Source organism: Rhizobium glycinendophyticum (genome assembly GCF_006443685.1).
GTDB classification, from domain to species: Bacteria; Pseudomonadota; Alphaproteobacteria; order Rhizobiales; family Rhizobiaceae; genus Allorhizobium; species Allorhizobium glycinendophyticum.
Genome location: NZ_VFYP01000001.1, coordinates 1866191 through 1892649, shown reverse-complemented (window position 1 = coordinate 1892649; position 26459 = coordinate 1866191). Strand labels below are relative to the sequence as shown.

The following is a 26459-nucleotide window of genomic DNA, read 5'->3' as shown; positions in this document are numbered from 1 at the left end:
ACTCTCCTGTGATCGCGACCGATCCTAAAGCCAGAGCAGACCGGTGCCGAGGATTGCAAGCGGGACGATGACGCCAACGATCACCTTTTGCCCTGAGAGCAGGAAGGCGGCGAAGCCGAGGGCCGTGGCCATGAGCCTCAACCAGAGCGGCGATGCCTCCAGCACCCCCGTCGGGAAAACGACGAGTTTCGTCGTCACGGCCATCACCAGGGCGGTGGCAACCGCCCTCACCCAGTTGAGGATTTCCGACCCCTCCTGCAATCTGTTGCCGGCCAGCACGCCGAGCCAGCGCCAGAGGTCCGTCGCCAACCAACCGGCAACGAGGACGACGAGATAGGGCCAGTACTCCGTCATCACACCACCTCTTCGATCGAAATGGCGGACTCCGGCTCCGGAGAGTTCGGCTTCTTGCCGGCTCGGACAATGAAACGATCGAAGAAATACGCGAGCGTACCCCCACCGAGGCCCGCCACCAGGATATCGAAACCGGGCATCACAACGGCCAGCAACGGGCCGAAAATGGCGCCGACAACGAACGCGACCTTGACCACCGATTGCCGGCCCGTCGCCCAGATCGAGGCGATGAAATAGGATGGCGTCAGGAAGAAAAGGAGGCCAGCAACAACGGGCGGAAAGCTTGATACCAAGCCGTAACAGATGCCAACGAGCGCACTATTGATCGCCACGAGGGTGATGCCAAAGCCGGCGAAGTACGCCACACGGGCCTCACGCGGCACGTTCTTGAAGCTGCCCATGGCAAAGACCCAGGCAGTGATAGCAACGAAGTGGGAGAGGAGCAGAAGCAACCAGGTTGGCGTGCGGCTGGTCCGCATTTCCGGCACGAGCGAGGCCACCATCGGCATCAGCCGGATGGACGAGAGGGTCACGGCAAGAAAAATCGCGAAAAGATTTGCGCCGCTGGTCATGGTGCCGATCAAGATCATCTTGGCCGGCAGTGCCCAGACCGCCGCCGTCATGAACATCGCTTGACCCCGGGAAACGCCCGACTGCAACGCAAAAGCTGCAAAGCCAACGAAGGAGATCATCAGGATGATCGCGGGCAGGCTGAACAGGCCGCGCATCCCGGCAAGGAACCAGCGGCTTTGGGACACATCACGTTCGGCTGCAGGCATAAGGAACACTCAGGTTCAAACACAGATGTGCCGGGCACAAGGCCCGGCACGGTCTAATCGGTCGTAAAGGCCGATGCGCCCTACTTCTTCTTCGGCACCTTCGGCACGGCGCTACGCTTGGCGGGCGCCGGCGCCGCATCGATCACAGCCACTTCGCCATCGTCTTCAACCGCAGCGGCCTTTGGCGCCGGCTTGCGCTTTGCCTTGGCAAGCTTGGCCGTCGCCACTTCGACTTCGGGCTTCGGCTTCGCGGGCGTTACTTCAGCGACGCATTCAAGATCGAGCACTTCGTCTCCGGTCTCGTCCTTCTTGACGCCGACCTTGACCACGCCACCCTTCTTCAGCTTGCCGAACAGAATCTCATTGGCCAGCGGCTTCTTGATGTGCTCCTGGATGACGCGGGACAGCGGCCGTGCGCCCATCTTTTCGTCGTAACCCTTGGTCGCGAGCCAGGCGATGGCAGGTTCCGAGAGGTCGAAGGTGACATTACGCTCGGACAGCTGGGCTTCCAGCTGCATGACGAACTTCTGGACGACCTGATGGATGACCTCGGTGGGCAGAGGCGCAAACGGGATCGTCGCGTCGAGACGGTTGCGGAATTCAGGCGTGAACAGGCGGTTCAGCGCTTCCTCGTCTTCGCCGGTACGCTTGGACGAGCCGAAGCCGATCGCCGACTTCGCCATCTCCGACGCGCCCGCATTGGTCGTCATGATCAAGATGACGTTGCGGAAATCGATCTTCTTGCCATTGTGGTCCGTCAGAGACCCATGGTCCATGACCTGCAGCAGGATATTATAGATATCCGGATGCGCCTTCTCGATTTCATCGAGCAGAACCACGCAATGCGGATGCTGATCGACGCCGTCGGTCAGGAGACCGCCCTGATCGAAGCCGACATAGCCGGGAGGTGCACCGAGCAGACGCGAAACCGTGTGACGCTCCATGTATTCCGACATGTCGAAGCGCAGGAGTTCGACTCCGAGAGACGACGCAAGCTGCTTGGCGACCTCGGTTTTGCCGACGCCGGTCGGGCCGGAGAAGACGTAAGAACCGATCGGTTTGTTCGGTTCGCGCAGACCCGCACGGGCGAGCTTGATCGACGTCGAAAGCGCCTCGATCGCCTTGTCCTGGCCGTAGACCACGGAGCGCAGTTCCTTCTCCAGGTTGGCGAGAACCATCTCGTCGTCCTTGGAGACGGTCTTGGGCGGGATGCGGGCCATGGTCGCGATGGTGGCTTCGATTTCCCGTTCGGTGATCAACTTGCGGCGGCGAGAGGCTGGCAGCAGCATCTGGGCTGCACCCGTCTCATCGATGACGTCGATTGCCTTGTCCGGCAGTTTGCGGTCCGAAATGTAGCGCGCCGAGAGCTCGACCGCCGACTTGATCGCTTCGTTGGTGTAACGGAGCTTGTGATAGTCTTCGAAATACGGCTTGAGGCCCTTCATGATCTCGATGGCATCATCGATGGACGGCTCGTTGACGTCGATCTTCTGGAAGCGGCGAACGAGTGCCCGGTCCTTCTCGAAGAACTGGCGGTATTCCTTGTAGGTGGTCGAGCCGATGCAGCGGATCGCGCCCGAGGACAGAGCCGGCTTCAACAGGTTAGAGGCATCCATCGCACCGCCGGAGGTGGCACCGGCGCCGATCACCGTGTGGATCTCGTCGATGAAGAGGACGGCACCCGGATAATCTTCCAATTCCTTGACCACCTGCTTCAGACGCTCCTCGAAGTCACCGCGATAGCGGGTGCCGGCGAGCAGCGTGCCCATGTCGAGCGAGAAGATCGTGGCATCGGCCAAGGCTTCCGGCACCTTGCCCTCGACGATGCGCTTCGCCAGACCTTCGGCGATCGCCGTCTTGCCGACGCCGGGGTCGCCAACATAGAGCGGGTTGTTCTTCGAACGCCTGCACAGCACCTGAATCGTCCGGTTGACTTCGTCGTGACGGCCGATGAGCGGATCGATGCGGCCGGTCTTGGCTTTTTCGTTGAGGTTCACGCAGTAAGCCTTCAGAGCTTCCTGCTTGCCCTTGGCGGAGCCTTCCTCCGGCTCGCGGCCAGACGGCTTGGATTCGGGCTCGCCGTCCTCTGCGCCGCGAGCAGGACGGACCTGCGAGGCCCCGGGACGCTTGCCGATTCCGTGCGAGATGTAATTGACCGCGTCGTAGCGCGTCATCTCCTGCTCCTGCAGGAAGAAGGCGGCATTGCTTTCACGCTCGGCGAAAATGGCGACGAGCACGTTCGCACCGGTCACTTCTTCTCGACCCGAAGACTGGACGTGGATGACGGCCCGCTGAATGACGCGCTGGAAGCTCGACGTCGGCTTGGAATCCTCGTCATAGCCCGTGATCAGGTTGGCCAGGTCGTTGTCGACGAATTCCAGAACCGTCTTGCGCAGCGTGTCCAGATTGACGTTGCAGGCGCCCATCACGGCCGCCGCATCGGCGTCGTCGATCAGAGCCAGCAAAAGGTGCTCGAGCGTCGCATATTCGTGGTGGCGCTCATTGGCGTAGGTCAGGGCCTGGTGCAGCGCTTTTTCGAGGCTGGGGGAAAATGTTGGCACGTCTGATCCTCACTTCTTTTCCATGACGCATTGAAGCGGATGTTCATGCTGCCTGGCGAAATCCATCACCTGTGAGACTTTGGTTTCGGCGACTTCGTAGGTGAATACACCACACTCGCCCACGCCGTGATTGTGCACGTGCAACATGATGCGGGTGGCAGCTTCCCTGTCCTTTTGAAAAAAGCGCTCCAGGATGTGGATCACGAATTCCATCGGGGTGTAGTCGTCGTTCAGAAGCAGGACACGATACAGATCTGGCTTCTTCGTCTTCGGCTTGGTGCGCGTGATGACCGAGGTGCCCTTATTGGCATTGTCCCCGTCACGCTGGCTCTGCATGAAGACCGGCTTGGCGATCATTTCAGTTCATTCTCCGTTGTCCGGCCGGTTAGCCGTTACGCATCGGTACGGACGAACACTCAGCACAGTAAGGTAGTTCATAATTCGGTGATTTTAAGCCCCCCGAACGACCGCGACGACGATTTGTCCCACGGGGCGGAAAACCAAGGAAATTCGAACCAACAGGTTATACCAGCAACCAAAAATGACAAGACCGGCCGCGCGGGGCGCGGCCGGTCTCGCATGGTACACGCAAGCTTGGATCAGGCAGCCGCCGGGACCGGCGTCAGGCTGCGGCTGAACGGAGCCTCGTAAGGCTTGTAGAGGGTCTTTGCGAGTTCGGCATACATTTCACCGAGCTTTGTGGCTTCGGCCACAAAGCTTTCGTAGGAGGACTTGAAGAACGAAGTCTGCAGCTCGAACGCTGCTTCCGGGCTCTTCACCGAAGTGAGTGCCTCGACGTAAGAGGTCATGTCCTGGAAGGACTTCTTCGAGTAGTCGGTCGCCTCGGCCGCGATGGACTGGAACCCCTTCGTGATCTCCGAATAGTTCTTCATCATGGCGTCCATGGCTTCTTTGCTCTTCTTGCTGGCGTCGTCGATATTGAACATGTCAGCGTACTCCTCTGCGCTTCATATCAGTGATGATTAAGATAGCACTCGCAGCATGACGGTCAAGTGAATTTGTGCGCCGCACAACGTCCTTCAGTTGTATGCGTGGATAAAACAAAGGGCCGCCTGCAGGTTGACGACCCTAAGCTACTGGCAATTCGATAAGGCGCATCGGCACCTTCAATCGCAAGTTTCAACAGAAGCTCACAGATCGACGTCCAGGATGGCCATCGAGAAATTGTAGGAGAGTTCGCCGTCTTCCTCATCCTTGAAGACCACGCCGAGAAACTCCTCACCGACATACACTTCGGCAGAGTCATCCTTGCGCGGACGTGCCTTGACGGTCATCGTCGGGTTCAAGGTCCGCTTGAAATAGGCGTCGAGTTTCTTGATCTCATCAGGCTTCACACTGCGTCTCCATCGGATGTTTTATGAATTGCGCCGCTTCTGACACGGCTTTTCCGCCGATGTAAAGACGCAAAGGAAGGTTTGCCACGCAGACCTCGCGCAGGCAAACGGGGTGAATTGTGGGCGCCCGATCAATCCTCCGAGAGGATCATCTGGTCCATGGAACGGGCGGGCTCCGCGCATCCGGCTTCACCGACGACGCGAGCGGGAACACCCGCGACGGTGGTGCAGCGGGGCACAGGCTTCAAGACGACAGAGCCGGCTGCGATGCGGGAGCAACTGCCAACCTCAATATTGCCGAGGACCTTGGCCCCTGCCCCGATCAACACGCCGTCACCGATCTTCGGATGCCGGTCGGCCCCCTCCTTGCCGGTGCCGCCAAGCGTCACGCCATGGAGGATCGAGACATTGTCGCCGATCCGCGCAGTTTCACCCACGACCAATCCGGTGGCGTGATCAAGGAAAATGCCCTTGCCGATCCGTGCGGCCGGATTGATGTCGGTCTGGAAAATGCTGGACGAGCGGCTCTGCAGATAAAGAGCGAAGTCTCGGCGGCCATTGTTCCACAACCAGTGGGCCAGACGATGGGTCTGGATGGCGTGGAAGCCCTTGAAGTAGAGAACCGGCTCCATGAACCGGGTGCAGGCGGGATCACGGTCGTAGACGGCCTGGATGTCGACACGAAGGATCGTCGTCCACTCAGGCCAGTCCGCCATCATCGCCTCAAACGCCTGGCGCAGGACGATGGCCGGCAGGTCCGAATGGTCGAGTCTTTCGCAAATGCGATAGATCACGCAATCTTCAAGGGAACGGTGACTGAGGACCGTTGCATGGAAGAATGCGGCCAGCATCGGATCACGATCCGCTGCCAGGCGGGCTTCCTGCCGCAGGCTGTCCCAGATCGGGTCCATCGACGTGACAATCTCGCTCTTGAGAACGTCATTGTGTGCGACCATTGCCGGTCTCCTCGTTCATACTTGCAGGCTATCATATAGCCCAACCCGCATTGAACTCAAATGGGCACGCGCATGAAACAATCCAGGGCATTCGCAAATGGTCAGATCGAGGCGACGAGTGCAGCCCGTGTCGGGCTGATGCAGATCGTCAACCCGACGCGCAAGAATGCAATAACCGCCGCCATGTGGCGCGCCATTCCCGAAGCGGTGCATTGGCTGCATGTGGAGGCCCAGGTGAGGGTCATCCTGCTTCGCGGAGCGGGCGCGAAGGATTTCAGCGCCGGCGCAGACATTTCGGAATTTACCGAATTACGCAAGGATGCCGCGACAGCCCGGGTCTATGAGGCGTCCAACAGCCGCGCCTTCGCCGCGATCCGCGAGGCCCCGGTGCCCGTGATCGCTGCCATCAGCGGCATATGCTACGGTGGTGGGTTCGGGCTGGCGGCAGCCGCGGACTTGAGGATTGCCACCGAAGATGCCGTGTTTGCCGTGCCTGCGGCGCGGCTCGGTCTCGCCTATCCCGCCGATGCCGTGCAAGATTTTGTTCGGGGCCTTGGCAGCCAGATGGCGAGGCGCGCCCTCTTCACCGGAGCGAGCCTGACAGCAAAGGAACTGCACGCCTGCGGCTTTCTCAGCGAGATCACATCGGCAGACGCACTCGAGGCACAGACACTGACGCTGGCCGAGGCCATAGCGCAGAACGCTCCTTTATCACTCCGAGCTTCGAAGCTCGCGATCAGAGCCGTTGAACTCTCCGACGAGGACATGCTGCGCGAGGCGGAAATCCTCGGCGCGCAGACCTTCGACAGCGACGATTACGCAGAAGGGCGGGCGGCCTTCGCCGAGCGGCGGCGCCCGGTCTTTACCGGCAAGTGACGGATCAATGGTCAGCGAGTTCTGCATAGAACTCGAGTGCCGCCTTCTTGAACACCCGGTCGCCCACCGCCAGCATGTGGTCGCGGTTCGGAATATCGAGAGCACGGGCGTTCGGCATTAGAGCGGCCAGTTCTGTCGGAGAACCGGCAATGTCGTCTTTGGTGCCCACGCCGATGAGGGTCGGCACATCAACTTTGGCGATATCTTCGCGCCGGACGAGATCGCGCGAGGTGCGGATGCAGGCAGCGAGCGCCAGCCGGTCGGACTTGGTCTGATCGGCAAAGGCGCGGAACATACGACCCCGCTCATGGCTCACGTCGTCGAGCGACGGCGCGAGCAAGGCATCCGCGATGGGATCCCAATCGCCTACCCCGTCGCACATGCCGATACCGAGACCACCGAAGATCAGCGAACGCACGCGGTCCGGGTGCTCGACGGCAAGAAACGCCGATATCCGGGCGCCCATGGAATAGCCCATCACATGGGCATCCGGCAGGCCGAGATGGTTCAAAAGTGCGGCGGCATCACCCGCCATCGAAGTCGGATGATAGGCTTCCGGATCATGCGGTTTGTCGCTCGCCCCATGGCCGCGATTGTCGATCGCAATGACGCGATAGCCTGCATCTCCCAAGGTCCGCAGCCAACCCGGATAGACCCAGTTGACGCTCGCGGACGAGGCGAATCCATGGATCATCAGCACCGGCTCGCCAGCAGGGTCGCCATCGTCGAAATAGGCCAACTCTAGGCCGTCGTTGCGGAAATGGGAAAAAGCGGGAGCATCGAGGTTCATATAAAAATCCTGTTTGGCCGGGCCGGCATCCTTAGTGATTGCGCCGCTGACATCAATTGCCGCAGGGGCATTTTCTGTGGGTGCGGCGCCGCATTGGCACTACACATTTGGTGAGGAGGACGTTATGGTCGCGCGCAAAATCACGAGCATTTCGCGGAGTTTCCCATGGCCGGTCACAGCATTCCCCATTTCCAGAACGACGGCGGTCACCAGGTGATCGAGATCGGCGTGAAGGAATTCATGTGCACGGGCGCCTCCTCTCCGTTCGATCATCCGCACATCTTCATCGACATGGGACACGACAACGAGAAGGTCTGCTCCTACTGCTCGACCCTCTTCCGCTACAATCCGGCGCTCAAGGCCGACCAGACCAACCCGCCGGGCTGCGTCTTTCACGTGAAGGCGGCGTAAGCGGCGTCACGATCGGCATTATTCCATGTCCATCACGCACGCCACCATCGTCGGAGCCGGGGTGGCGGGCCTGACGACTGCGCTCTCGTTCGCCGCCAAGGGCATTTCAAGCGATATCATCGAGCAGGCCCCGCAACTGGGTGAAGTGGGCGCAGGTCTGCAGCTTTCACCGAATGCGACACGGGTGCTCTCTGCCCTTGGCGTTCTCCCCGACATCGAGAAACATTGGCTCGAGCCGCGGACCATTCGACTTGCATCCGGCCGTGACCTGAAAAGCCTCGCCAATCTGCCTGCCGGCAGTTTTGCCCGAGAACGCTGGGGCGCTCCCTATGGGGTACTTCACCGCTCGACACTGCAGCAGGCGCTGCTGAGGGCAGTCCTCAACCAGCCTCTGTGCAAGCTTCATCTCGGCCGACGCATCGACGGCGTCGGCGCAGAGGCGTTAGCACATGTGACAGGTCGGCGACCGGATCTGGTGGTCGGCGCCGATGGCGCCTGGTCGGTCGCGCGCGATGCCGTTCCGGACAGCCCGACTGTCAGTTTCTCGGGAAACATTGCCTGGCGCTTCACCGTATCCTCGGCAGCCGCACCCGGATTTCTGTCGCGCAGCGGCGTCACCGCCCATCTCGGACCCCGGGCCCACCTCGTCAGCTATCCGCTGAACGAGATCGATGGCTTTAACCTCGTGGCCATCGCCGCCGGCACGAGAAGCGACGAGGGTTGGGCGCTACAGGCGGATGCGACGCGGCGTGCCATGCTGCTCGACCAGTTTGCCGGCTGGCACCGCGACATCCGCACAGTCCTCGCCGACGCAGACAACCCGACCTTCTGGCCTCTCTACCAGGCCTCCGAGGGGCGTTGGCAGAACGGATCAGACACGGTGCTGATCGGTGACGCGGCCCACGCTATGATGCCGTTTTCGGCGCAAGGCGCTGCGATGGCAATCGAAGACGCTTTCAGCCTTGCTCATCATCTCTCGAAAGACGCCCTGCCCCCAGCCCTTGCCCGTTTCGAGATGGAGCGCAAAGCGCGCGCTGCCAGGGTCAAGGCACGCGGCGATTTCAACCGCTTCGCCTATCACGCTCGCGGGCCTTTCCGGATTGGCCGGGACATCGTGCTGTCGCTGCGCGCGCCGGAGAGCCTCGCCGCCGATCTCGACTGGCTCTATGGCCACAGGATCGGCGACTGAGCGCTCACTTCGTCAGACTGCCGCCGACGCGGCAAAACCGCGTTCCAGGTCAGCGATTATATCCTCGACATTCTCCAGTCCGATCTGCAGGCGGATCACGGCACCGTCCTTCTGACCCTTGCGGATCTTGCGATCGTCCAGATTGACGAGGACAGCCAGGCTCTCATAGCCGCCCCAAGACCAGCCCAGGCCGAAGAGTTGCAGTGCATCGAGGAAAGCGTGGGCCTTCGGCTTGACCTTCTCCGGTGAATCAGCCGCCAGCACGAAGGAGAAGACGCCGGATGCGCCCTTGAAGTCTCGCTTCCAGATCTCGTGGCCAGGAAAGTTCGGTAGTGCCGGATGCAGCACCCGGGCTACCCCGGCCTGCTCCTCCAGCCATTCCGCCACCTTGAGCGCCGAGCGGAAATGATGCTCAAGACGCAGGTTCATGGTCCGGAGGCCACGCAGGATCTGATAGGCATCGTCGGGGGCGCCGCAAATGCCCATGGCACCATGCGCTTCGAGAAGCTTCGGCCAGTGCTTGGCGTTGGCGGATACAGTCCCCATCAAAATGTCGGAATGACCCGACGGGTATTTCGTCGCGGCATGGATCGACACGTCGACGCCGAAGTCCAGAGGCTTGAAATAGAGCGGGGTCGCCCAGGTATTGTCCATTGTCACCACGCAGTCGTGGCGGTGCACCACCTCTGCAATTGCCCGGATATCCTGCATTTCGAAGGTGTTGGAGCCCGGTGCTTCGGTGTGCACGAGCCGGGTGTTCGGCCGCATCAAGGCTTCAATACCGGCACCGATCTCGGGATCGTAGTATTCCACCTCGACACCCAGTCGGGTGAGCATCGTGTCGCAGAAGTGGCGGCAGGGCGAATAGACCGAATCGACGATCAGCGCGTGATCGCCCGACGACAGGTATGCAAGGAAGGGAATGCTGATGGCCGCAAGGCCCGACGGCACCAGGATCGTTCCCGCCGATCCTTCCAGTTCGTCGATCGCCGTGCAAAGTGCGTCGGTGGTCGGCGTGCCGCGAGTGCCGTAGGTGTAACGCTGGGTGCGCGTTTCCATGGCACGCGCATTGGGGAAGAGCACCGTGGAGGCATGCACGACCGGCGGATTGACGAAACCGTGATAGTCGCTCGGCTCATAGCCGCCATGGCACAATTTCGTGTTGGTTCCGGCCGTCGCCAGCCATTCTTTGCTCTTGCTCATAACGGATGATCCCTGATGCTCGATCCGTCGTTCTTGCCGCTCCCCAATCGCTAGGTCAAGTCAGCTCGCAGATCGAGGCGATCACTCTCTGCCATGCATTCAGTGCAAGGGAAGCCCAGGGATTAGGCGTGAAATTCAGCACCAAATCGCACTTAAACAGGTTTTTTGCCCATTTCTTCGGCGAATATGTCAAAATACGACAGATTGAGCCAATTTATGGCTTAAAGACTTGACCCTGCAACCATTTCCGACTGTGATAGCCTCGCTTGCTCCGGGAGGCCCGCAAGCCGATGAGCGCCGCCGGGCTAAACTTGGCCGGATGCCGTCGATGGCAAAAACAAGAGAATAAGGTTGGGAAAAATGAAAAAGACACTTCTGTCTGCAGCGATTGGCGTCGCTGCCGTCGGCTTTGGCGCAGTGGCAGCGCAGGCTGGCACGCTCGATGACGTCAAGGCCAAGGGCTTCGTCCAGTGCGGCGTCAACGGCTCGAACCTCGCTGGCTTCGGCGCCCAGGATTCTTCGGGCAACTGGACTGGCCTCGACGTCGACCTTTGCCGCGCTGTTGCAGCCGCCGTCTTCGGCGACGCCACCAAGGTGAAGTACACCCCGCTGTCTGCCAAGGACCGCTTCCCGGCCCTTCAGTCCGGCGAAATCGACGTTCTGGCGCGTAATACCACCTGGAGCGCCAGCCGTGACTCGCAGCTCGGCTTCGACTTCCGCGCCGTCAACTACTACGACGGTCAGGGCTTCATGGTCACCAAGGCTTTGAACGTCAAGTCGGCGCTTGAACTTTCCGGCGCTGCCGTTTGCGTCCAGTCCGGCACCACGACCGAACTGAACCTCGCCGACTACTTCAAGGCCAACGGCATGGAATACAAGCCGGTCGTCTTCGAAAAGCAGGAAGAAGTTGACGCTGCCTACCAGTCCGGCCGTTGCGACGTCTACACCACCGACCAGTCGGGCCTGTATTCGATCCGCCTGTCGCTCGCCAACCCGGCCGATCACGTGATCCTGCCGGAAATCATTTCGAAGGAGCCGCTTGGACCGGCCGTTCGCCAGAACGATTCGAAGTGGTTCGACGTAGTTTCCTACGCCCACTACGCCATGATCACGGCTGAAGACTTCGGCATAACCCAGGCGAACCTGGACGAGATGACGAAGTCTGAAAACCCCGACATCAAGCGCTTCCTCGGCGAGGAAAAGGACCAGACCATCGGCAAGGACCTAGGTCTCGATGAAAAGTGGGCCTACAATATCATCAAGCAGGTCGGCAATTACGGCGAATCCTTCGAGCGTAACGTCGGTCAGGGCAGCCCGCTCAAGATCGAACGCGGTCTGAACGCTCTGTGGTCCAAGGGCGGTCTGCAGTACGCTCCGCCGATCCGTTGATCCCATAACATTTCAGGAAGGCGCCACGGCGCCTTCCTGTCCAAGACCATAGAAGACTTCATAAAAAACGCCGGCCCAATAACAAAAACCGGGCTTTGGTACAGGGGATAGGTATATGGCAGTTGACGCTGCAGACCGGGGCGGAGCCGTGCGCTCCGGGACCTCGTTGCTTTATAATCCCGCCGTGCGTCAGTTCGTCTATCAGGCACTGACCGTCGTCTTCGTGATCTGGCTGTTCTGGTATGCCGGCACCAATGCCGCAGCAAACCTCGCCCGTGCGAACATGACTGCCGGCTTCGACTTCCTGAGCAGCCGCGCCGGCTTCGACATCGCCCAGACGCCGATCGAATATACGAGCGATTCCACCTATATGCGCGCCCTGATGCTGGGCCTGGTGAACACGCTGATCGTCGCCTTCACCGGCATCATCACCGCCACCATCATCGGTCTGCTTGTCGGCATCGGACGCCTCTCCAACAACTGGCTGATCGCGCGTATCTCGACCGTCTATGTCGAGGTCTTCCGCAATATTCCGCCGCTGCTCGTCATCTTCTTCTGGTACAAAGGCGTGCTATCGCTGCTGCCTGACGTGAAGCAATCGCTGTCACTGCCGCTTTCCGTTTTTGTCAGCAATCGCGGCATCTACATGCCGGCACCGGTGTTCGGCGAAGGCATGATTTTCGTTCTCGCGGCCTTTGTCATCGGTATCATTGGCTCAGTCTTCTACAGCCGATGGGCAACGCAGCGTCAGCTGGCGACCGGTGTTCGCCCGCCCGTTCTGCTGATCAATCTTGCGCTGATCATTGGCTTGCCGATCCTCGCTTTCCTCGCGATCGGCGCGCCGGTCACATTCGACATCCCCGAGCTCGGCAAGTTCAACATGCGCGGCGGCACTGTTGTCGGACCGGAATTCCTGTCGCTCTACATGGCGCTGTCCTTCTACACCGCAGCGTTCATTGCCGAGATCGTGCGGGCCGGCATTCGTGGCGTATCGAAGGGGCAGTCGGAGGCAGCAGGTGCACTCGGTTTCCGCTCAGGCCTCACCACGCGTCTTGTCATCCTGCCGCAAGCGCTTCGCATCATCATCCCGCCGCTCACCTCACAATATCTGAACCTGACGAAGAACTCGTCCCTGGCGGTCGCCATCGGCTATGCCGACCTCGTCGCCGTCGGCGGCACGATCCTCAACCAGTCGGGGCATTCCATCGAGATCATCGCCATCTGGATGCTGATCTATGTGTCGATCAGCCTGGCAACCTCGCTGTTCATGAACTGGTTCAACGCGAAAATGGCCCTGGTGGAGCGCTGAGATGAGCAAAGACATTTCCTATCTCCGTCGCGAGTTTCTGCCGGCGCTGCCGGCACCGAGCTCAGACAAGAGCGCTTTCGGCTGGATCCGCAAGAACCTGTTTGCGACCCCGCTCGACGGCCTGATGACGATCGTCTTCGGCGCGATCATCCTGTGGTTCGTCCTTTCCGTCTTCGACTGGCTGTTTATTTCAGCAGTCTGGTCCGGCGACGGGCGGGGCGCCTGCGCCACCCTTGTCCAAGGGGGCACCCAGCCGGACGGCTGGAGCGGCGCCTGCTGGGCCTATGTCGGTGACTGGTTCACCCAGTTCATGGTCGGCTCCTACCCGCGCGACCAGCTGTGGCGGCCGATCCTGATCGCGCTTCTTTTCGTTGGCTTCCTCGTGCCGATGCTGATCCCGAAGGTGCCCTACAAGGGGACCAATGCTGTCCTGCTGCTGGTGGTCCTGCCGATCCTTGCCTATGTGCTATTGCTCGGCGGCTCCTTCGGTCTCAGCCACGTCGAAACCTCGCTGTGGGGCGGGTTGATGGTGACCCTGATCCTCTCCTTCGTGGGCATTGTCGTTTCGCTGCCCTTCGGCATCATCTTAGCGCTTGGCCGTCGGTCCCAGATGCCGATCATGAAAGCGGCCTGTATCGGCTTCATCGAACTGGTGCGCGGCGTGCCGTTGATCACCGTTTTGTTCATGGCCAGCGTGCTTTTGCCGCTGTTCCTGCCGCCGGGCGACAATATCGACAAATTCCTGCGCGCGCTGGTCGGTGTCTCGATCTTCGCGTCTGCCTATATGGCTGAGGTTATTCGTGGTGGGCTGCAGGCCATTCCGAAAGGCCAGTACGAAGGGGCCGATTCACTTGGCCTGAACTACGGACAGAAGATGGTCTTCATCATCATGCCGCAAGCGATCAAGCTCGTCATCCCCGGCATCGTTAACACCTTTATTGGCATGTTCAAGGACACGTCGCTGGTGTCGATCATCAACATGTATGACCTTCTCGGCATCGTGAAGGCGAGCTTCGGCGATGCCCGCTGGATCACGCCCGTAACACCATTGACCGGCCTTATCTTCGCTGGTTTCGTATTCTGGATTTTCTGCTTCGGTATGTCGCGATATTCTGCTTTCATGGAACGACATCTCGACACCGGCCACAAGCACTAGGACAAGGGGAACAAACATGGCTGAAGCCACCGCCGCAAAGATGGCCGTCTCGACAACCGATGTCGCCGTCGAATTGATCAACATGAACAAGTGGTACGGCGATTTTCACGTGCTGCGCGATATCAATCTGAAGGTGATGAAGGGCGAGCGCATCGTCATCGCCGGCCCCTCGGGATCGGGCAAATCAACGATGATCCGCTGCATCAATCGCCTGGAAGAACACCAGTCCGGCAATATTCTCGTCGATGGTATGGAACTGACCAACGACCTGAAAAAGATCGACGAAGTGCGCCGGGAAGTCGGCATGGTGTTCCAGCACTTCAATCTCTTCCCGCATCTGACGATCCTCGAAAACTGCACGCTGGCGCCGATCTGGGTGCGCAAGATGCCGAAGAAGGAAGCGGAAGAAGTGGCGATGCACTTCCTCAAGCGCGTCAAGATCCCGGAACAGGCGAACAAATATCCGGGCCAGCTATCCGGCGGTCAGCAGCAGCGCGTGGCGATCGCGCGTGCCCTCTGCATGAAGCCGAAGATCATGCTCTTCGACGAGCCGACGTCTGCGCTCGACCCGGAAATGGTCAAGGAAGTGCTCGACACTATGGTCGGTCTGGCCGAAGAAGGCATGACCATGCTCTGCGTCACCCATGAAATGGGCTTTGCCCGCCAGGTCGCCAACCGCGTCATCTTCATGGACCAGGGCCAGATCGTCGAACAGAACTCGCCGGCCGAGTTCTTCGACAATCCGCAGCACGAGCGGACCAGGCTCTTCCTCAGCCAGATCCTGCATTGATATCAGCCACGACAGTCTAAGACACAAAGGCCCGCTGCGTCCTGCGCAGCGGGCCTTCTGTTGCTGTCGCACATGGATTGTTCTCAACCGCACCAGGTCTGGTTCGGGGCGAGGCGTGGTTTTGCCAGTCCCTCCGAGACGAGGATTGAACCAAGCGAGCGGCCATCGCGGGTCACCACCCGCATCGCGGAAGAGCCGGCCGAAAGCGGCTGCCCCTTCAACACCTCGATGTCGAACTTTCCGCTGTTCAGGAGTTCACGGAGGCGCACTTTGGCGGCAAAGCCACGGTCGCGTTCATGCTGGCAGGCGGCCTTGTCGGTTGCGGGTGCCGCGATGTCAGCAAGGGTGATCCGTGTCTTGGCAAACCAGAACGTGTCGCCATCGACGACGCAGTTGTCGAGGCCGGAGGTTCCGCAGAAATAGAAGCGTCCCTTGAAGTCTTCCCCCGTAAGCGCAGAATTGGCCGCCGCCAGAGCAACAGGTTTCACGTCCGGGACCGCCGTCTTTGCAGCACCCACAGCCGCCGGGGGAACCGGCGCTTTGGCGACACCCACCGGAGTTTGCACTGCCGCGCTTTTGGTTGTCGCGTGAGGTTTACGTTCCGCCCGCCCTGCGGCTGGCCGGTCGTCGGCCAGCACAGGCGCCACCTGTCTCACCACGGCCTGCCGATTGTCATAAAGAGCGATGCCGCCGGCCACGAGGGCCAGAATAAAGATCCATTGCGTCATGCCCTGCCCCGCGGACGCTGAACGGTTGGACTTGCGGCGCTTCGATGGTGCGCGGCGGGAACTGGCTGTGCGACTGGACATGGTTAACCTCTCGTAAGCGCCATCATGACGTCGAAGGGTTTCCGAAAGGTTGGCACGAAGAAGAAATGGAGCGGGTCCCGTCGCTCACCACAGAATTTTTTGTCGGCAAATGAACAGCAAAAAGGCCGGGGATATCCCCCGGCCTCATGGTCACGTTTCAGGTACGTCCTGAACTGATTACTCTGCGACGCACTTCGGATCAGCAGTGGTATAGTTGTCAGCAGGCTTCTGGCCGGCCGGGCACGGCGCTTCACCGCCGGAGCTTGCACCGTTGCCGGAACCGCTTGCCGTACCAGCGCTGTCGTCATCGCCGGGCGAGCCGCCCGGTGCGGCTACATCACCGCTCGTTGGGCCGCTATCGGACGAGTCGGTGCCTGCGCCGCCGTTATTGCCGGTGCCGCCGTTCGTGTCTTGGGCCAGCGATACCCCCGTCATGCTCAAGGACAGGACTGCTACAGTCGCCAGGATCTTCATCATCGTTCTCACTCCCTGTGTTCGATGCGTTGACAGGGACTTAACCTCGGAACGCGCTTACGGTTCCTGTTCCATTACGGAAATCCTCGAACCTAGATGGGCACGCCTGCAGGAAGGACTTGGACCAGGTAGGGATTGTTTGCTGACAAAAATGGACAAACGAGAGCTGACCAGCTTCACATTCAGGCGGAATCAGATTCGTTGACTTGATTGCGAAAAACGTGCTGTCGGCCGCGCGCGCTCGGAATGAACCTCAAGTCCGGGCGGAATGTAGTCTGAAAACTGTACATCCAGGCGGAGAATAGCTTGGGCGTTTGGTGCTGGAACTCATGCAATCGAGTTGACCGGCAGCTTCGACGCACGCCTCCTAGCTAAGGGTTTTAGTCATCAAAGGGCTTTTTCGAGTTCCATCGACGAGATGCCAGCCAATTTTTTGATAGAATGAAACTGCATCGTGAGCAGCGTTTACGTTCAGTTGCCTCAATCCCCTGGCAGCGGCAAATTTCTCCACCTCATCCATCATTGCTCTCCCGATGCCTTGTCTCTGATACTCCGGTAAGATGGCCACAAGCCGGAGAGTACCCATCTCATCTTCCTCGGACGCGATGTCCAGGCGGCTTGTCCCTACGGGACGTCCTCCGACACTGAACAGCAATGGAAAGTGTCCACTCTTAAACTCGTCAGGAAGCGTTTCGTCATAGTCGACCCGACCACGCAGCTCGAATAGAACGTGGCGGCGTATGCTGTGATAAGCTTTCCAGGCAATTTCATCATGAACTAAAATCAGATTCATACCGGACGTGTTGCTATTCATTTTCGTGTCTTCCCTCCTGCCTTAGCCTGGTGGCTACATTCGCGCGCTTCTGTACAACCGAGCACTGATCGAAGGCCGCGTGTTATCACAGGAAGGAAGAAGACGCGTATGCGCAGATAGCCTCAACCAACGAATTCTATTCCGGATTAATTGAGGTTTGTCCGCTCGGTTGTGAAGCTCAAAAAGAGCATGGCGATCCCTGTAGGGCTCGAACCTACGACCTAGTGCTTAGAAGGCACTTGCTCTATCCAGCTGAGCTAAGGGACCGTGCAAAAAGCAGCGATTTGGACCTCAATGGGTCCAGGGCTGCAGACGGTTGAAACGGAAATTGTCCGTATAGGATACGGCCTGGCGCTTGGCTTCCTTGGGCAGAATCACGCGGTATTCGATGCCTTCGCGATTCGCATAGGCTTCCGCCTGTTCCAGGGTTTCGAAGGTCAGCTTGACCTGCTGGCGTGTATCGCCCGAAGTCGTGTAGCCCATCATCGGATCGATCTTGCGCGGCGCCGACTGGTCGAACTCCAGAACCCAGAGATGGGTCTTGGCCTTGCCTGACTGCATGGCAGTCTTTGCGGGGCGGTAGATCTTCGCAGACATGGTCTCTATCCATCTCCAGAACGTAGACGGCGAGCCAACCCACCGCCGGGAACGCAACCGCCAAGGGAAGGCGGGAATTTCAATGCTGGTCGGAGTGGAGAGATTCGAACTCCCGACCCTCTGGTCCCAAACCAGATGCGCTACCAGGCTGCGCTACACTCCGTTCCAGCAATGCTGCCGGAATACACGGTTCACCCCTCAGCCGCAACCTCAAAAACACGCTTTACCCGGACCGATTTCGTAAAGAAAATCGAAGTCATGGCGCCTTGGCGGCCGGCAGCGCGAGCGGCAGGACGAGACGGGCGCCCGAGGTTAGGCCGACTTCTGCAGCCCGACCGCCACGGATCTCCAGTGCGTAGCGGACCGGCTTGCCAGAGCCGACAATCGCCTCGGAAAAGGGCGTCGTCTTTTCTGCCACTCGCACGACAAGGCCGGTTTCATCAATGAAGACCATATCGAGCGAGAGCGGCGTATTGGCCATCCACATTGTAACCATCCGCGTCTCGCCAAAATCGAAGAGCATGCCCGCGTCGTCGGCAAGCGATTCGCGCTCCATCAACCCCCGGGCACGCTGTTCGGCGGTGAGCGCCCATTCAACGTGGAAGTCGACACGCTGCCCCGCCGTTGTCACAAGGGTAAGGCTGCCCTTCTCGAAGGAGATCTCGGCCTGCGCCGGCAGAACTAGAGTGAAAAAGACGAAAAGCGCCACGAAGGCGCTTGTCATGGTCTGGAAAAAACTGCGCATCGGTTCAGTGCGCCCTTGCCGCAGGACCCGGATTGTCCGGATGAATTTCGGCGGCCATCAGGCCCTTGTCGCCCGGTCCGAAGCGGACCAGGACCGTCTGCCCGGGGCGCAGTTCGGTCAAGCCGAAGCGCCGCAAGGTCTCCATATGGACAAAGATATCCTCCGTACCCTCGCCGCGAGTCAGGAAGCCGAATCCCTTGGTGCGGTTGAACCATTTGACGAGAGCCCGCTCGAGCCCGCTGGTCGGCGTCACCTGGACATGGGTGCGCATTGGCGGCATCTGCGAGGGATGAATGGCGGTAGACTGATCCATGGAAAGGATGCGGAAGGCCTGGTAGCCGCGATCACGCTTCTGGATCAGCGCGACAATGCGCGTGCCTTCGAGAATTGTCTGATATCCGTCGCGCCGCAAGCAGGTCACGTGCAGAAGAACGTCCTGCATGCCGTTATCCGGAACGATGAAGCCGAAGCCCTTCGCCACATCGAACCATTTGACGACGCCGGTGATTTCAATCAAATCGACGGCTTCGCTGGACAGTTCCTCGAAACCATCGAGCCCCTTCGATGAAATCCTGTCCGCCATTTCCCCAAGCCCCTCGAAAACGCGTCACATTGCTCAGTCAACTGATTCTTGAGAGTCAGATTAACATTTCGTCAACGGATCTGCGCAAGCCCTAGTTTTGTCTATACCCAACTGCTTTGCAGGAGCAGCCTTGCCCGAGACTGGTGCTTGTTCCATATCCATGGCCTCACAGGAGGGTAAATCTATGCGTTATCTACACACCATGGTCCGGGTGAAGGACCTCGATGCTTCGCTGCACTTTTATTGCGAGCTGTTCGGGCTTAAGGAAATCCGTCGCTACGAAAACGAGAAAGGCCGCTTCACTCTGGTCTTCCTGGTCGCGGATGGCGATCACGACCAGGCCAAGGGGACGATGTCTCCCTGCCTGGAGCTGACCTATAACTGGGACACGGAAGACTATACCGGCGGGCGGAATTTCGGCCATCTCGCCTACGAGGTCGACGATATCTATGCCATCTGCCAGAAGCTGATGGACAACGGCGTCACCATCAATCGTCCACCGCGTGACGGCCACATGGCGTTTGTGCGCTCGCCGGACGGGATCTCCATCGAGATCCTGCAGAAGGGCGCCGATCTCGCACCGGCCGAGCCTTGGGTCTCCATGCCGAACACCGGCGCCTGGTAAACCGCCTCGCGCAAGTTTGCGGCTCTAGAACGGGCTCCGAAACGAAAGCGTCGCCACCATGCGACGCTTTCCCTGTCCTCCCTTGTGAGACGGACAACGGAGCCGATCATGACAGACACCTTCATTCGCAGCAGCACGGGCCTTCGAACACTCGCGATCCTCAGCGGGCTGATGCTCGGCTCCTGCCAGACCAGTGCCGGGGACATTCTCGCGACCGGCGCTCTGGAATCGGCGCCCCAAACAGCGCCTTCGGCCAAACCGGGTTACGTCGACCCCCAGGTCACGACCGGCGCCCAGCGCATCGCTGCGGCAGACAGCGCGCTTCCGCTCGCCGAGGGCCCTGGCCGTCTAAAGCGCAAGCCGGTCCCGCTTGCCGCTGCCTATACCGATATTGCCGAACCGCCGCCGGAAGTCCTAGCCCTGCAGCAGCAGGCAGCTTCCGGGCAAAAGGCCCCTTCGCAGGATCTTGGCGCTCTGGAGCCGACCACCGTCCAGTCCGGCAAGAACAGTCTGTTTTCTGCCGGACGGTCTCAACCGGCCAGTGATGTTTCCATCGAGGCCGTGCCTCGGGCCAGTCAGCCACAGCCGCAAACGGTGGCGAGCGCGGCAGAGCCTGTGACGAGCCTCGTTCCCGGAAACATGCCAACACTCGGCGTCAATGCGATGAGCAAGAGCCTGTTCAGCCCGTCCGCCGAGCAGCAGCAAGCCTTGGCTGCTCCGGAACCAGTGGCCGCCTCGGCAGTCGTTCCGGTCGTCGAACCGGATAACGGACCACCCGTCCTGCACAAGCTTTCAGACCCACGCCCGAAGCGAAAGATGCTCGCGCTCAGGGAACCGACAGGGCAACTTGCGCCGGTTGATGCGGGTACGGCCGCCGTACCAAGCCGCGTTCAACTGACGCCGGCGCAACTGGCGGCCATGGGAGCCGTGCCCGAGTCGCCGGCGGACGGTGACACGGTTGCAGCCGCAGCGCCAGACGCCACGGATTTGGCGACGGCGAAGAAGAAGAAGTGGCTGCCATCGCTTTCCGAGCTGTTGAAAGGTGGCTCAAAAGCAAAGACACAGGTCCCCTGAGGCGCTGGATCAAAGTGCAAGAACATCGCCTAAGTCTTTGTTTTGCAAGCGGACGTTCGCGCAGAGGTGGCGGCCATGGCGGGCTGTCATTTTTCTGCAAAAAACCGCGCTGTCCGGCTTGCGGTCTTTCCACGGTCTGACTATAAGAGCGCCACGAAGCGCAGGCGCCCTTCGTCTATCGGTTAGGACACCAGATTTTCATTCTGGGAAGAGGGGTTCGACTCCCCTAGGGCGTGCCACTTCGATCTCCCACATCATCGCTAAACCGTTGTCGAACCGGCATAATTGCCAGCTTTGTTCGCTGTTTTCCGTCGCGACCGGCGTTTATAATTTTGTGTGGCCAGATTGCAAATTTCCGCTTGCGGACCAAAATCCCCCTGACTATAAGGGCGCCACCGAAGCGCACGCGCCCTTCGTCTATCGGTTAGGACACCAGATTTTCATTCTGGGAAGAGGGGTTCGACTCCCCTAGGGCGTGCCACTTCGACTTCTCAAAGGCAGCTATAACCATTGACGCCAACACCGGCTAAAGCCTTGGCTTGGCTGGAATTTCTTAGCTTCCACAACCTGTTTCATGCCTGTGGAAAAAATCGCCGAAGCGCGATGGAAAGCCCTTGCACTTCGTGAAAGTTCCAGCCATAAGGGCGCCATCGAAGCGCACGCGCCCTTCGTCTATCGGTTAGGACACCAGATTTTCATTCTGGGAAGAGGGGTTCGACTCCCCTAGGGCGTGCCACTTCGATCTTCCAAAACATCGAAATCTCTGCTGACCGTCACGGTGCCTTTGCGGCGTCGAGGATGCGAAACTGCACGCGCCTGTTGCCCTGCCAGTGGTCGGCGCTCAGCGTTCCGGCGACGTGGATCTGGTTGCCACGGCTGTTCATCAGGAAGTGGCCAAGATCGGTGTCTGCCGCGCGAAAGGCGATCCCTTCAAGGCGCGAACCATCCATGCCTTCGAGCGTCACCTTGATATGCGTGGTGCCAACGGGACGGACATCCTTCAGACGATGCAGTGGCACGGCAAAGACTGGTTGCGGGTGGCCGGAGCCGTAGGGTCCCGCCAATTCGAGTTGATCGACCAGCGCCAGGGTGGCGCCCGATGCGCCGATGGCGCCGTCGATCTTCAGCGTCTGGTTTGCCGCAAGCGCCGAAACCTGGGCCGTGGCCTGCTCATCGAAGAAGCTGCGCAGACGACCGAGATTGCCGCGCTCAACAGTCAGCCCGGCCGCCATGGCGTGGCCCCCACCTTTAGCCAGAATCCCGTTATCGACGGCAGCGCGGACCATGCGCCCCAGATCGAAGCCGTTGATCGAGCGCCCAGAGCCGGTGCCCTTGCCCATGGGGTCGAAGGCGATGGCGAAGGCCGGGCGTTTGAAGCGCTCCTTCAGGCGTGCAGCCAAAAGGCCGACGATTCCCGGATGCCAACCCTCCTTGGCCGTGACGATGACGCCCGCCGTCTCGCCCGTGCCGTATTCGGCCAGCGCTTCGGCCTCTGCTTCGGCCAGCATAATCGCTTCCATTGCCTGACGCTCTCGGTTGAGCTCGTCGAGCTTCGCGGCGATCTGGTCGGCCTCAGCGGGGTCATCAAGCGTAAGCAGTCGGCTGCCAAGCGCCGCATCCCCGATTCGGCCACCGGCATTGATCCGGGGGCCGACGAGAAAGCCGAAGTGATAGGGCGTGACGGGCCCGCCGATGCCGGCGACTTTCAGCAAAGCTGCCAAGCCCGCATTGTTCTGGTGGCGGGCGGCGATCAGGCCCTTGGTCACATAAGCGCGATTCAAACCCTTCAACGGCACCACGTCACAAACCGTCGCCAGCGCCACGAGATCGAGCCAGGCCAGAAGGTCAAGCGAGCGAGCAAAGGGATGGCCAGCCTCGCGCAGGCGTCTGAGCGTGGCGACCAGCACCATGAAAACGACCCCTGCGGCGCAGAGATGCCCCTGCCCCGACAGATCGTCCTCGCGATTCGGATTAACCAGGGCATGGCAAACCGGCATTTCATGGCCCATCTGGTGGTGGTCGATGACGACGACATCAACACCGCGCCGCTCGGCAGCCCCCAGTGCCTCGACGCTGGTCGAACCACAGTCCACCGTAATTAACAGATTGGCGCCCCGCTCGATCAACTGGTCGATGGCCGCCGCGTTCGGGCCATAACCTTCAAAGATGCGATCCGGAATGTAGATTTCCGCTTCGACGCCGAAATGGCGCAGAAAGCGGAACATAAGGGCTGAGGAAGCCGCACCATCGACATCGTAGTCGCCGAAGATTGCCACCCGATCCTTGGCATTCACGGCTTCTGCGATACGCTCTGCCGCTTTTTCGCAATCGGTCAACGTAGACGGATCGGGCATGAGGTTACGGATGGTGGGATCGAGAAAGGCCGGCGCATCATCCACGCCTACTCCGCGGCCTGCCAGCACGCGGGCCACGAGTTCCGAAATACCGTGCACCTGGCTGATGGCCAGGGCCCTGTTGAGGCCCGCCTGGTCCGCACGGGACATCCAGCGCTGGCCACTGGCCGACTGGTCGACGCTCAGGAAGGACCGGATGACAGGATCGACGGGTTCGTTGGACATGCCTGCTCTCTGATGGGCCTGGCGCGCGTTACGAGATGCACCGTTCATGCCGCATACTGTCGGGCTCCCGGCGAAGCCTATCGCTCACGACTCCGCCTTATCCCTAACCCGAGAATGCCCTTGAGGCTACAGGCGCACGGACCGAAAACCGCCCACCCTGTGGATCAGCGCACGGACAAGCGCTGGGCACCCCCCGCGAGGGCGAAGAACGCCAGGCCTCCTCCGGCCACGATTCTCATCAACCCTTCGGCCGCTCGATGCGGATCACCTGCGGTTCGCCAACCAGATAGCCCTCACCCTTGATGGCGCCGACCGCCTTGCGCACGGCACTTTCCATGGTGGCATGGGTCACGAGGATGATCGTCTGGGGGCGCCCAGGTGTTACCGGCTCCTTGGCGTGCTGTACGATCGATTCCAGTGAGATCGCGTTCTCGGCCATGCGGGTCGCGATGCTGGCGAAGACGCCGGTGCGGTCCTGCACGGTCAGCCGGATGAAGTAGCCACCTTCGTGGCTTTGCATCTCGGCCTGGCGATAAGGCTCAAGCAGGTGCGCGGGGCGGCCAAGAACCGGCACGTCCTGAGCGCCGGGACGGCTCTTGGCGATATCGGTGATGTCACCGAGCACCGCCGATGCCGTCGCGTTACCACCAGCGCCGGGGCCGACCATCAGCAACTCGCCGAGGATATCAGATTCAAGCGCCACAGCATTGGTGACGCCGTCGACCTGAGCAATCACGCTATCGAGCGGCACCATGGTCGGATGGACGCGCTGCTCGATGCCGCTCTCGGTCTTCTGGGCTACGCCGAGAAGCTTGATGCGGTAGCCGAGGTCGGCCGCCGCATGGATGTCCTCGATCGAGATATTGGTGATGCCTTCCAGATAGATCTTGTCGGCCGAGATCTCGCAGCCGAAGGCGAGAGTCGTCAGGATCGACAGCTTGTGGGCCGTGTCGTTGCCTTCGATGTCGAAGCTCGGGTCGGCTTCGGCATAACCCAGCCGCTGGGCTTCCTTGAGGCAATCGGCGAAGGACAGCCCTTCCCGCTCCATCCGGGTGAGGATGTAATTGCAGGTGCCGTTCATGATCCCGTAGATCCGGGTGAAATTGTTGCCAGTCAGCGATTCGCGCAACGTCTTGATGACCGGGATTCCGCCGGCGACGGCGGCTTCGTAGTTGAGCAGCCGGCTCTTCTCTTCGGCAATCCTCGCCAGTTCCACGCCGTGACGAGACAGCAGCGCCTTGTTGGCGGTGACGACGTGCAGGCCGCGCGAAAGAGCCTCCCGGACGGAGAGTTCAGCGGCGCCCTCGGCGCCCCCGATCAGTTCAACGAAGACGTCGACGTCCGCCTTCTCAGCCATATCGACCGGGTCGGCATACCAGGTGATGCCGTCAAGCAGGATGCCACGGTCCTTCGATGCGTCACGGGCCGACACTGCCGTGACACGGATCGGACGGCCGCAGGCGACCGTGAGCGCATTGGCCCGTTGCTGGAGGATCCGGACGAGCGAGGCACCGACGGTACCCAGTCCCGCTACGCCGATTTTGAGGGCATCAGCCATGGGGCATTCCTGACGTCATAAGGGAGATATAAAGGGCGGCGTCGAGCGCGCTGCCCGCAAGCTCAACGGTGGGCGTTGAGCGAAATCACATTGTGCATGGTCTCGTCGGCCGTCGACAGGAACTTCTTGATGTTGCGGGCGGCCTGACGAATGCGGTGCTCGTTCTCGACGAGGGCGAGACGAACATATTCGTCGCCCATTTCGCCAAAGCCGATGCCCGGCGCCACGGCGACGTCGGCCTTCTCGACCAGCAGCTTGGAGAATTCCAGGGAACCGAGATGGCGGAACTTCTCTGGGATCTTGGCCCAGGCGAACATTGTCGCTGCCGGCGGTGGCACTTCGAAGCCGGCCTTGCCGAAGCTTTCAACCATAACGTCGCGGCGGCGATGGTAAACGTTGCGGACTTCCGCAATGTCGGAACCGTCGCCATTCAGCGCGTGGGTCGCTGCGACCTGGATCGGCGTGAAGGCACCGTAGTCGAGGTAGGACTTCACGCGCGTCAGCGCCGAAATCAGCCGCTCATTGCCGACGGCAAAACCCATGCGCCAGCCGGGCATTGAGAAGGTCTTCGACATCGAGGTGAATTCGACGGTGCAGTCCATGGCGCCCGGCACTTCGAGAACGGACGGCGGCGGATTGCCGTCAAAATAGATCTCGGAATAGGCGAGGTCCGACAGCACAATGATGTCGTGTTTTTTGGCGAACGCGATCACGTCCTTGTAGAAATCGAGCGTTGCGACCATCGCCGTCGGGTTCGACGGATAGTTGAGGATTAGCGCCAGCGGCTTCGGGATCGAGTGCCGCACCGCCCGCTCAAGCGGCGGGAAGAAGGTTTCGTCCGGCTCGACGGTAATCGAGCGGATGACACCGCCGGTCATCAGGAAGCCGAAGGCGTGGATCGGATAGGTCGGGTTTGGGCACAGGATGACGTCGCCAGGCGCGGTAATCGCCTGCGCCATGTTAGCGAAGCCTTCCTTGGAGCCGAGGGTGGCGACCACCTGCGTGTCCGGATTAAGCTTCACGTTGAAGCGGCGGGCGTAATAGGCGGCTTGCGCGCGGCGGAGGCCCGGAATGCCCTTGGAAGAAGAATAACGATGGGTGCGTGGGTCCTGAACCACTTCGCAGAGCTTGTCGACGATCGCTTGCGGGGTCGGAAGATCCGGATTGCCCATGCCGAGGTCGATGATGTCGGCCCCACCCGCTCGCGCGCTCGCCTTCAAACGGTTGACCTGTTCGAAAACGTAGGGCGGCAAGCGCCGGACTTTGTGAAACTCTTCCATCTTCAACCCCTGAAACCGCGCGGGTCTGTTCCGCGGCAGGCGCGCTCGTTTTCCCAGTGAACACACGCTCCGCAACGAACCGCAAAACCGGAGACGGGTGATGGTATCCCAACCGAAGCGCTGACAGCAAATCTTGTCGCAATTCTGGTTCCAAACCGGGCTCGGACCAAAAAAACACGCTGCAACGCCCTGGCTGCTTTGCG

Annotated in this window: 27 protein-coding genes and 5 tRNA genes; 12 read left to right on the top strand and 20 right to left on the bottom strand. The window is 60.3% G+C overall.

The window, feature by feature from the left end; translation table 11 throughout:
- Positions 1-24: 24 nt before the first annotated feature.
- The 7 genes from FJQ55_RS09300 to cysE all read right to left on the bottom strand — a co-directional run bounded on the left by FJQ55_RS09300 (position 25) and on the right by cysE (position 6005).
- Entirely contained in the window at positions 25-357 is a 333-nt protein-coding gene (locus tag FJQ55_RS09300; protein ID WP_140827386.1) for an AzlD domain-containing protein, read from the bottom strand.
- Positions 354-1133: an AzlC family ABC transporter permease gene (locus FJQ55_RS09295; protein ID WP_140827384.1), complete on the bottom strand. Its 780-nt coding sequence runs from the start codon at positions 1131-1133 to the stop codon at positions 354-356. The genes FJQ55_RS09300 and FJQ55_RS09295 overlap by 4 nt, the downstream gene beginning before the upstream one ends.
- 80 nt (positions 1134-1213) lie before the next feature.
- Positions 1214-3694, bottom strand: coding sequence for an ATP-dependent Clp protease ATP-binding subunit ClpA (clpA, locus tag FJQ55_RS09290; RefSeq protein WP_140827382.1), 2481 nt, complete (start codon positions 3692-3694; stop codon positions 1214-1216).
- Positions 3695-3703: 9 nt separating this feature from the next.
- Entirely contained in the window at positions 3704-4051 is a 348-nt protein-coding gene (clpS, locus tag FJQ55_RS09285) for an ATP-dependent Clp protease adapter ClpS (protein WP_062283478.1), read from the bottom strand.
- Between the two features lie 242 nt (positions 4052-4293).
- A complete protein-coding gene (locus tag FJQ55_RS09280; protein WP_140827379.1) occupies positions 4294-4641 on the bottom strand; it encodes a phasin family protein in 348 nt (115 codons plus the stop codon).
- A 204-nt stretch (positions 4642-4845) separates the two neighbouring features.
- Complete coding sequence (locus tag FJQ55_RS09275) at positions 4846-5049, bottom strand: DUF3126 family protein (protein ID WP_062283471.1); 204 nt, start codon at positions 5047-5049, stop codon at positions 4846-4848.
- 131 nt (positions 5050-5180) lie between these two features.
- Entirely contained in the window at positions 5181-6005 is an 825-nt protein-coding gene (gene cysE, locus FJQ55_RS09270; protein WP_140827377.1) for a serine O-acetyltransferase, read from the bottom strand.
- Positions 6006-6077: 72 nt separating this feature from the next.
- Between cysE and FJQ55_RS09265 the strand changes: the two genes are divergently transcribed.
- On the top strand, positions 6078-6881 hold the full coding sequence (locus FJQ55_RS09265; RefSeq protein ID WP_140827375.1) for an enoyl-CoA hydratase-related protein: 804 nt from the start codon (positions 6078-6080) through the stop codon (positions 6879-6881).
- Between the two features lie 4 nt (positions 6882-6885).
- Here the strand turns inward: FJQ55_RS09265 and FJQ55_RS09260 are convergent, their stop codons facing one another.
- Positions 6886-7671, bottom strand: a complete 786-nt coding sequence (locus FJQ55_RS09260) for an alpha/beta fold hydrolase (protein WP_140827373.1) — start codon at positions 7669-7671, stop codon at positions 6886-6888.
- A 165-nt stretch (positions 7672-7836) separates the two neighbouring features.
- Here FJQ55_RS09260 and FJQ55_RS09255 point away from each other — a divergent pair, with 165 nt between their 5' ends.
- Positions 7837-8082: a zinc-finger domain-containing protein gene (locus tag FJQ55_RS09255; protein ID WP_140827371.1), complete on the top strand. Its 246-nt coding sequence runs from the start codon at positions 7837-7839 to the stop codon at positions 8080-8082.
- Between the two features lie 25 nt (positions 8083-8107).
- Positions 8108-9271: an FAD-dependent monooxygenase gene (locus FJQ55_RS09250; RefSeq protein WP_140827370.1), complete on the top strand. Its 1164-nt coding sequence runs from the start codon at positions 8108-8110 to the stop codon at positions 9269-9271.
- Between the two features lie 12 nt (positions 9272-9283).
- Here the strand turns inward: FJQ55_RS09250 and FJQ55_RS09245 are convergent, their stop codons facing one another.
- Entirely contained in the window at positions 9284-10474 is a 1191-nt protein-coding gene (locus tag FJQ55_RS09245; RefSeq protein ID WP_140827369.1) for a cystathionine beta-lyase, read from the bottom strand.
- Positions 10475-10834: 360 nt separating this feature from the next.
- Here FJQ55_RS09245 and FJQ55_RS09240 point away from each other — a divergent pair, with 360 nt between their 5' ends.
- From FJQ55_RS09240 to FJQ55_RS09225, 4 genes are all read left to right on the top strand, one after another.
- The gene (locus tag FJQ55_RS09240; RefSeq protein ID WP_140827368.1) at positions 10835-11863 is read left to right on the top strand and encodes an amino acid ABC transporter substrate-binding protein; all 1029 of its coding nucleotides are present in this window, start codon (positions 10835-10837) and stop codon (positions 11861-11863) included.
- A gap of 115 nt (positions 11864-11978) precedes the next feature.
- Positions 11979-13172, top strand: a complete 1194-nt coding sequence (locus tag FJQ55_RS09235) for an amino acid ABC transporter permease (protein ID WP_140827366.1) — start codon at positions 11979-11981, stop codon at positions 13170-13172.
- A 1-nt stretch (position 13173) separates the two neighbouring features.
- Positions 13174-14328, top strand: a complete 1155-nt coding sequence (locus FJQ55_RS09230) for an amino acid ABC transporter permease (RefSeq protein ID WP_140827364.1) — start codon at positions 13174-13176, stop codon at positions 14326-14328.
- 16 nt (positions 14329-14344) lie between these two features.
- The gene (locus tag FJQ55_RS09225; protein WP_140827362.1) at positions 14345-15118 is read left to right on the top strand and encodes an amino acid ABC transporter ATP-binding protein; all 774 of its coding nucleotides are present in this window, start codon (positions 14345-14347) and stop codon (positions 15116-15118) included.
- Positions 15119-15201: 83 nt separating this feature from the next.
- Here the strand turns inward: FJQ55_RS09225 and FJQ55_RS09220 are convergent, their stop codons facing one another.
- From FJQ55_RS09220 to FJQ55_RS09185, 8 genes are all read right to left on the bottom strand, one after another.
- The gene (locus FJQ55_RS09220) at positions 15202-15927 is read right to left on the bottom strand and encodes a thermonuclease family protein (protein WP_140827361.1); all 726 of its coding nucleotides are present in this window, start codon (positions 15925-15927) and stop codon (positions 15202-15204) included.
- 177 nt (positions 15928-16104) lie between these two features.
- Positions 16105-16404, bottom strand: a complete 300-nt coding sequence (locus FJQ55_RS09215; protein ID WP_140827360.1) for a hypothetical protein — start codon at positions 16402-16404, stop codon at positions 16105-16107.
- Positions 16405-16768: 364 nt separating this feature from the next.
- Complete coding sequence (locus FJQ55_RS09210) at positions 16769-17215, bottom strand: GNAT family N-acetyltransferase (protein ID WP_246085059.1); 447 nt, start codon at positions 17213-17215, stop codon at positions 16769-16771.
- 190 nt (positions 17216-17405) lie between these two features.
- Positions 17406-17482: transfer RNA gene (locus tag FJQ55_RS09205), tRNA-Arg, on the bottom strand.
- 24 nt (positions 17483-17506) lie between these two features.
- Positions 17507-17812: an ETC complex I subunit gene (locus FJQ55_RS09200; RefSeq protein WP_140827359.1), complete on the bottom strand. Its 306-nt coding sequence runs from the start codon at positions 17810-17812 to the stop codon at positions 17507-17509.
- 86 nt (positions 17813-17898) lie between these two features.
- Positions 17899-17975 (bottom strand) — tRNA-Pro (locus FJQ55_RS09195).
- A gap of 93 nt (positions 17976-18068) precedes the next feature.
- Entirely contained in the window at positions 18069-18557 is a 489-nt protein-coding gene (locus FJQ55_RS09190; RefSeq protein ID WP_140827357.1) for a DUF192 domain-containing protein, read from the bottom strand.
- A 4-nt stretch (positions 18558-18561) separates the two neighbouring features.
- Positions 18562-19140, bottom strand: coding sequence for a cold-shock protein (locus FJQ55_RS09185; RefSeq protein WP_140827356.1), 579 nt, complete (start codon positions 19138-19140; stop codon positions 18562-18564).
- Positions 19141-19324: 184 nt separating this feature from the next.
- Between FJQ55_RS09185 and gloA the strand changes: the two genes are divergently transcribed.
- The 5 genes from gloA to FJQ55_RS09160 all read left to right on the top strand — a co-directional run bounded on the left by gloA (position 19325) and on the right by FJQ55_RS09160 (position 21575).
- The gene (gene gloA, locus FJQ55_RS09180) at positions 19325-19765 is read left to right on the top strand and encodes a lactoylglutathione lyase (RefSeq protein ID WP_246085058.1); all 441 of its coding nucleotides are present in this window, start codon (positions 19325-19327) and stop codon (positions 19763-19765) included.
- Between the two features lie 108 nt (positions 19766-19873).
- The gene (locus FJQ55_RS09175) at positions 19874-20839 is read left to right on the top strand and encodes a hypothetical protein (RefSeq protein WP_140827353.1); all 966 of its coding nucleotides are present in this window, start codon (positions 19874-19876) and stop codon (positions 20837-20839) included.
- 164 nt (positions 20840-21003) lie between these two features.
- Positions 21004-21078 (top strand) — tRNA-Glu (locus FJQ55_RS09170).
- Positions 21079-21245: 167 nt separating this feature from the next.
- Positions 21246-21320: transfer RNA gene (locus FJQ55_RS09165), tRNA-Glu, on the top strand.
- A 180-nt stretch (positions 21321-21500) separates the two neighbouring features.
- Positions 21501-21575, top strand: a tRNA-Glu gene (locus FJQ55_RS09160).
- A 37-nt stretch (positions 21576-21612) separates the two neighbouring features.
- Here FJQ55_RS09160 and recJ read toward each other — a convergent pair.
- The 3 genes from recJ to FJQ55_RS09145 all read right to left on the bottom strand — a co-directional run bounded on the left by recJ (position 21613) and on the right by FJQ55_RS09145 (position 26256).
- The gene (recJ, locus tag FJQ55_RS09155; protein ID WP_140827351.1) at positions 21613-23418 is read right to left on the bottom strand and encodes a single-stranded-DNA-specific exonuclease RecJ; all 1806 of its coding nucleotides are present in this window, start codon (positions 23416-23418) and stop codon (positions 21613-21615) included.
- A 238-nt stretch (positions 23419-23656) separates the two neighbouring features.
- Positions 23657-24976: a homoserine dehydrogenase gene (locus FJQ55_RS09150; protein ID WP_140827348.1), complete on the bottom strand. Its 1320-nt coding sequence runs from the start codon at positions 24974-24976 to the stop codon at positions 23657-23659.
- Between the two features lie 62 nt (positions 24977-25038).
- Positions 25039-26256: an LL-diaminopimelate aminotransferase gene (locus tag FJQ55_RS09145; protein WP_140827345.1), complete on the bottom strand. Its 1218-nt coding sequence runs from the start codon at positions 26254-26256 to the stop codon at positions 25039-25041.
- Positions 26257-26459 lie beyond the last annotated feature (203 nt).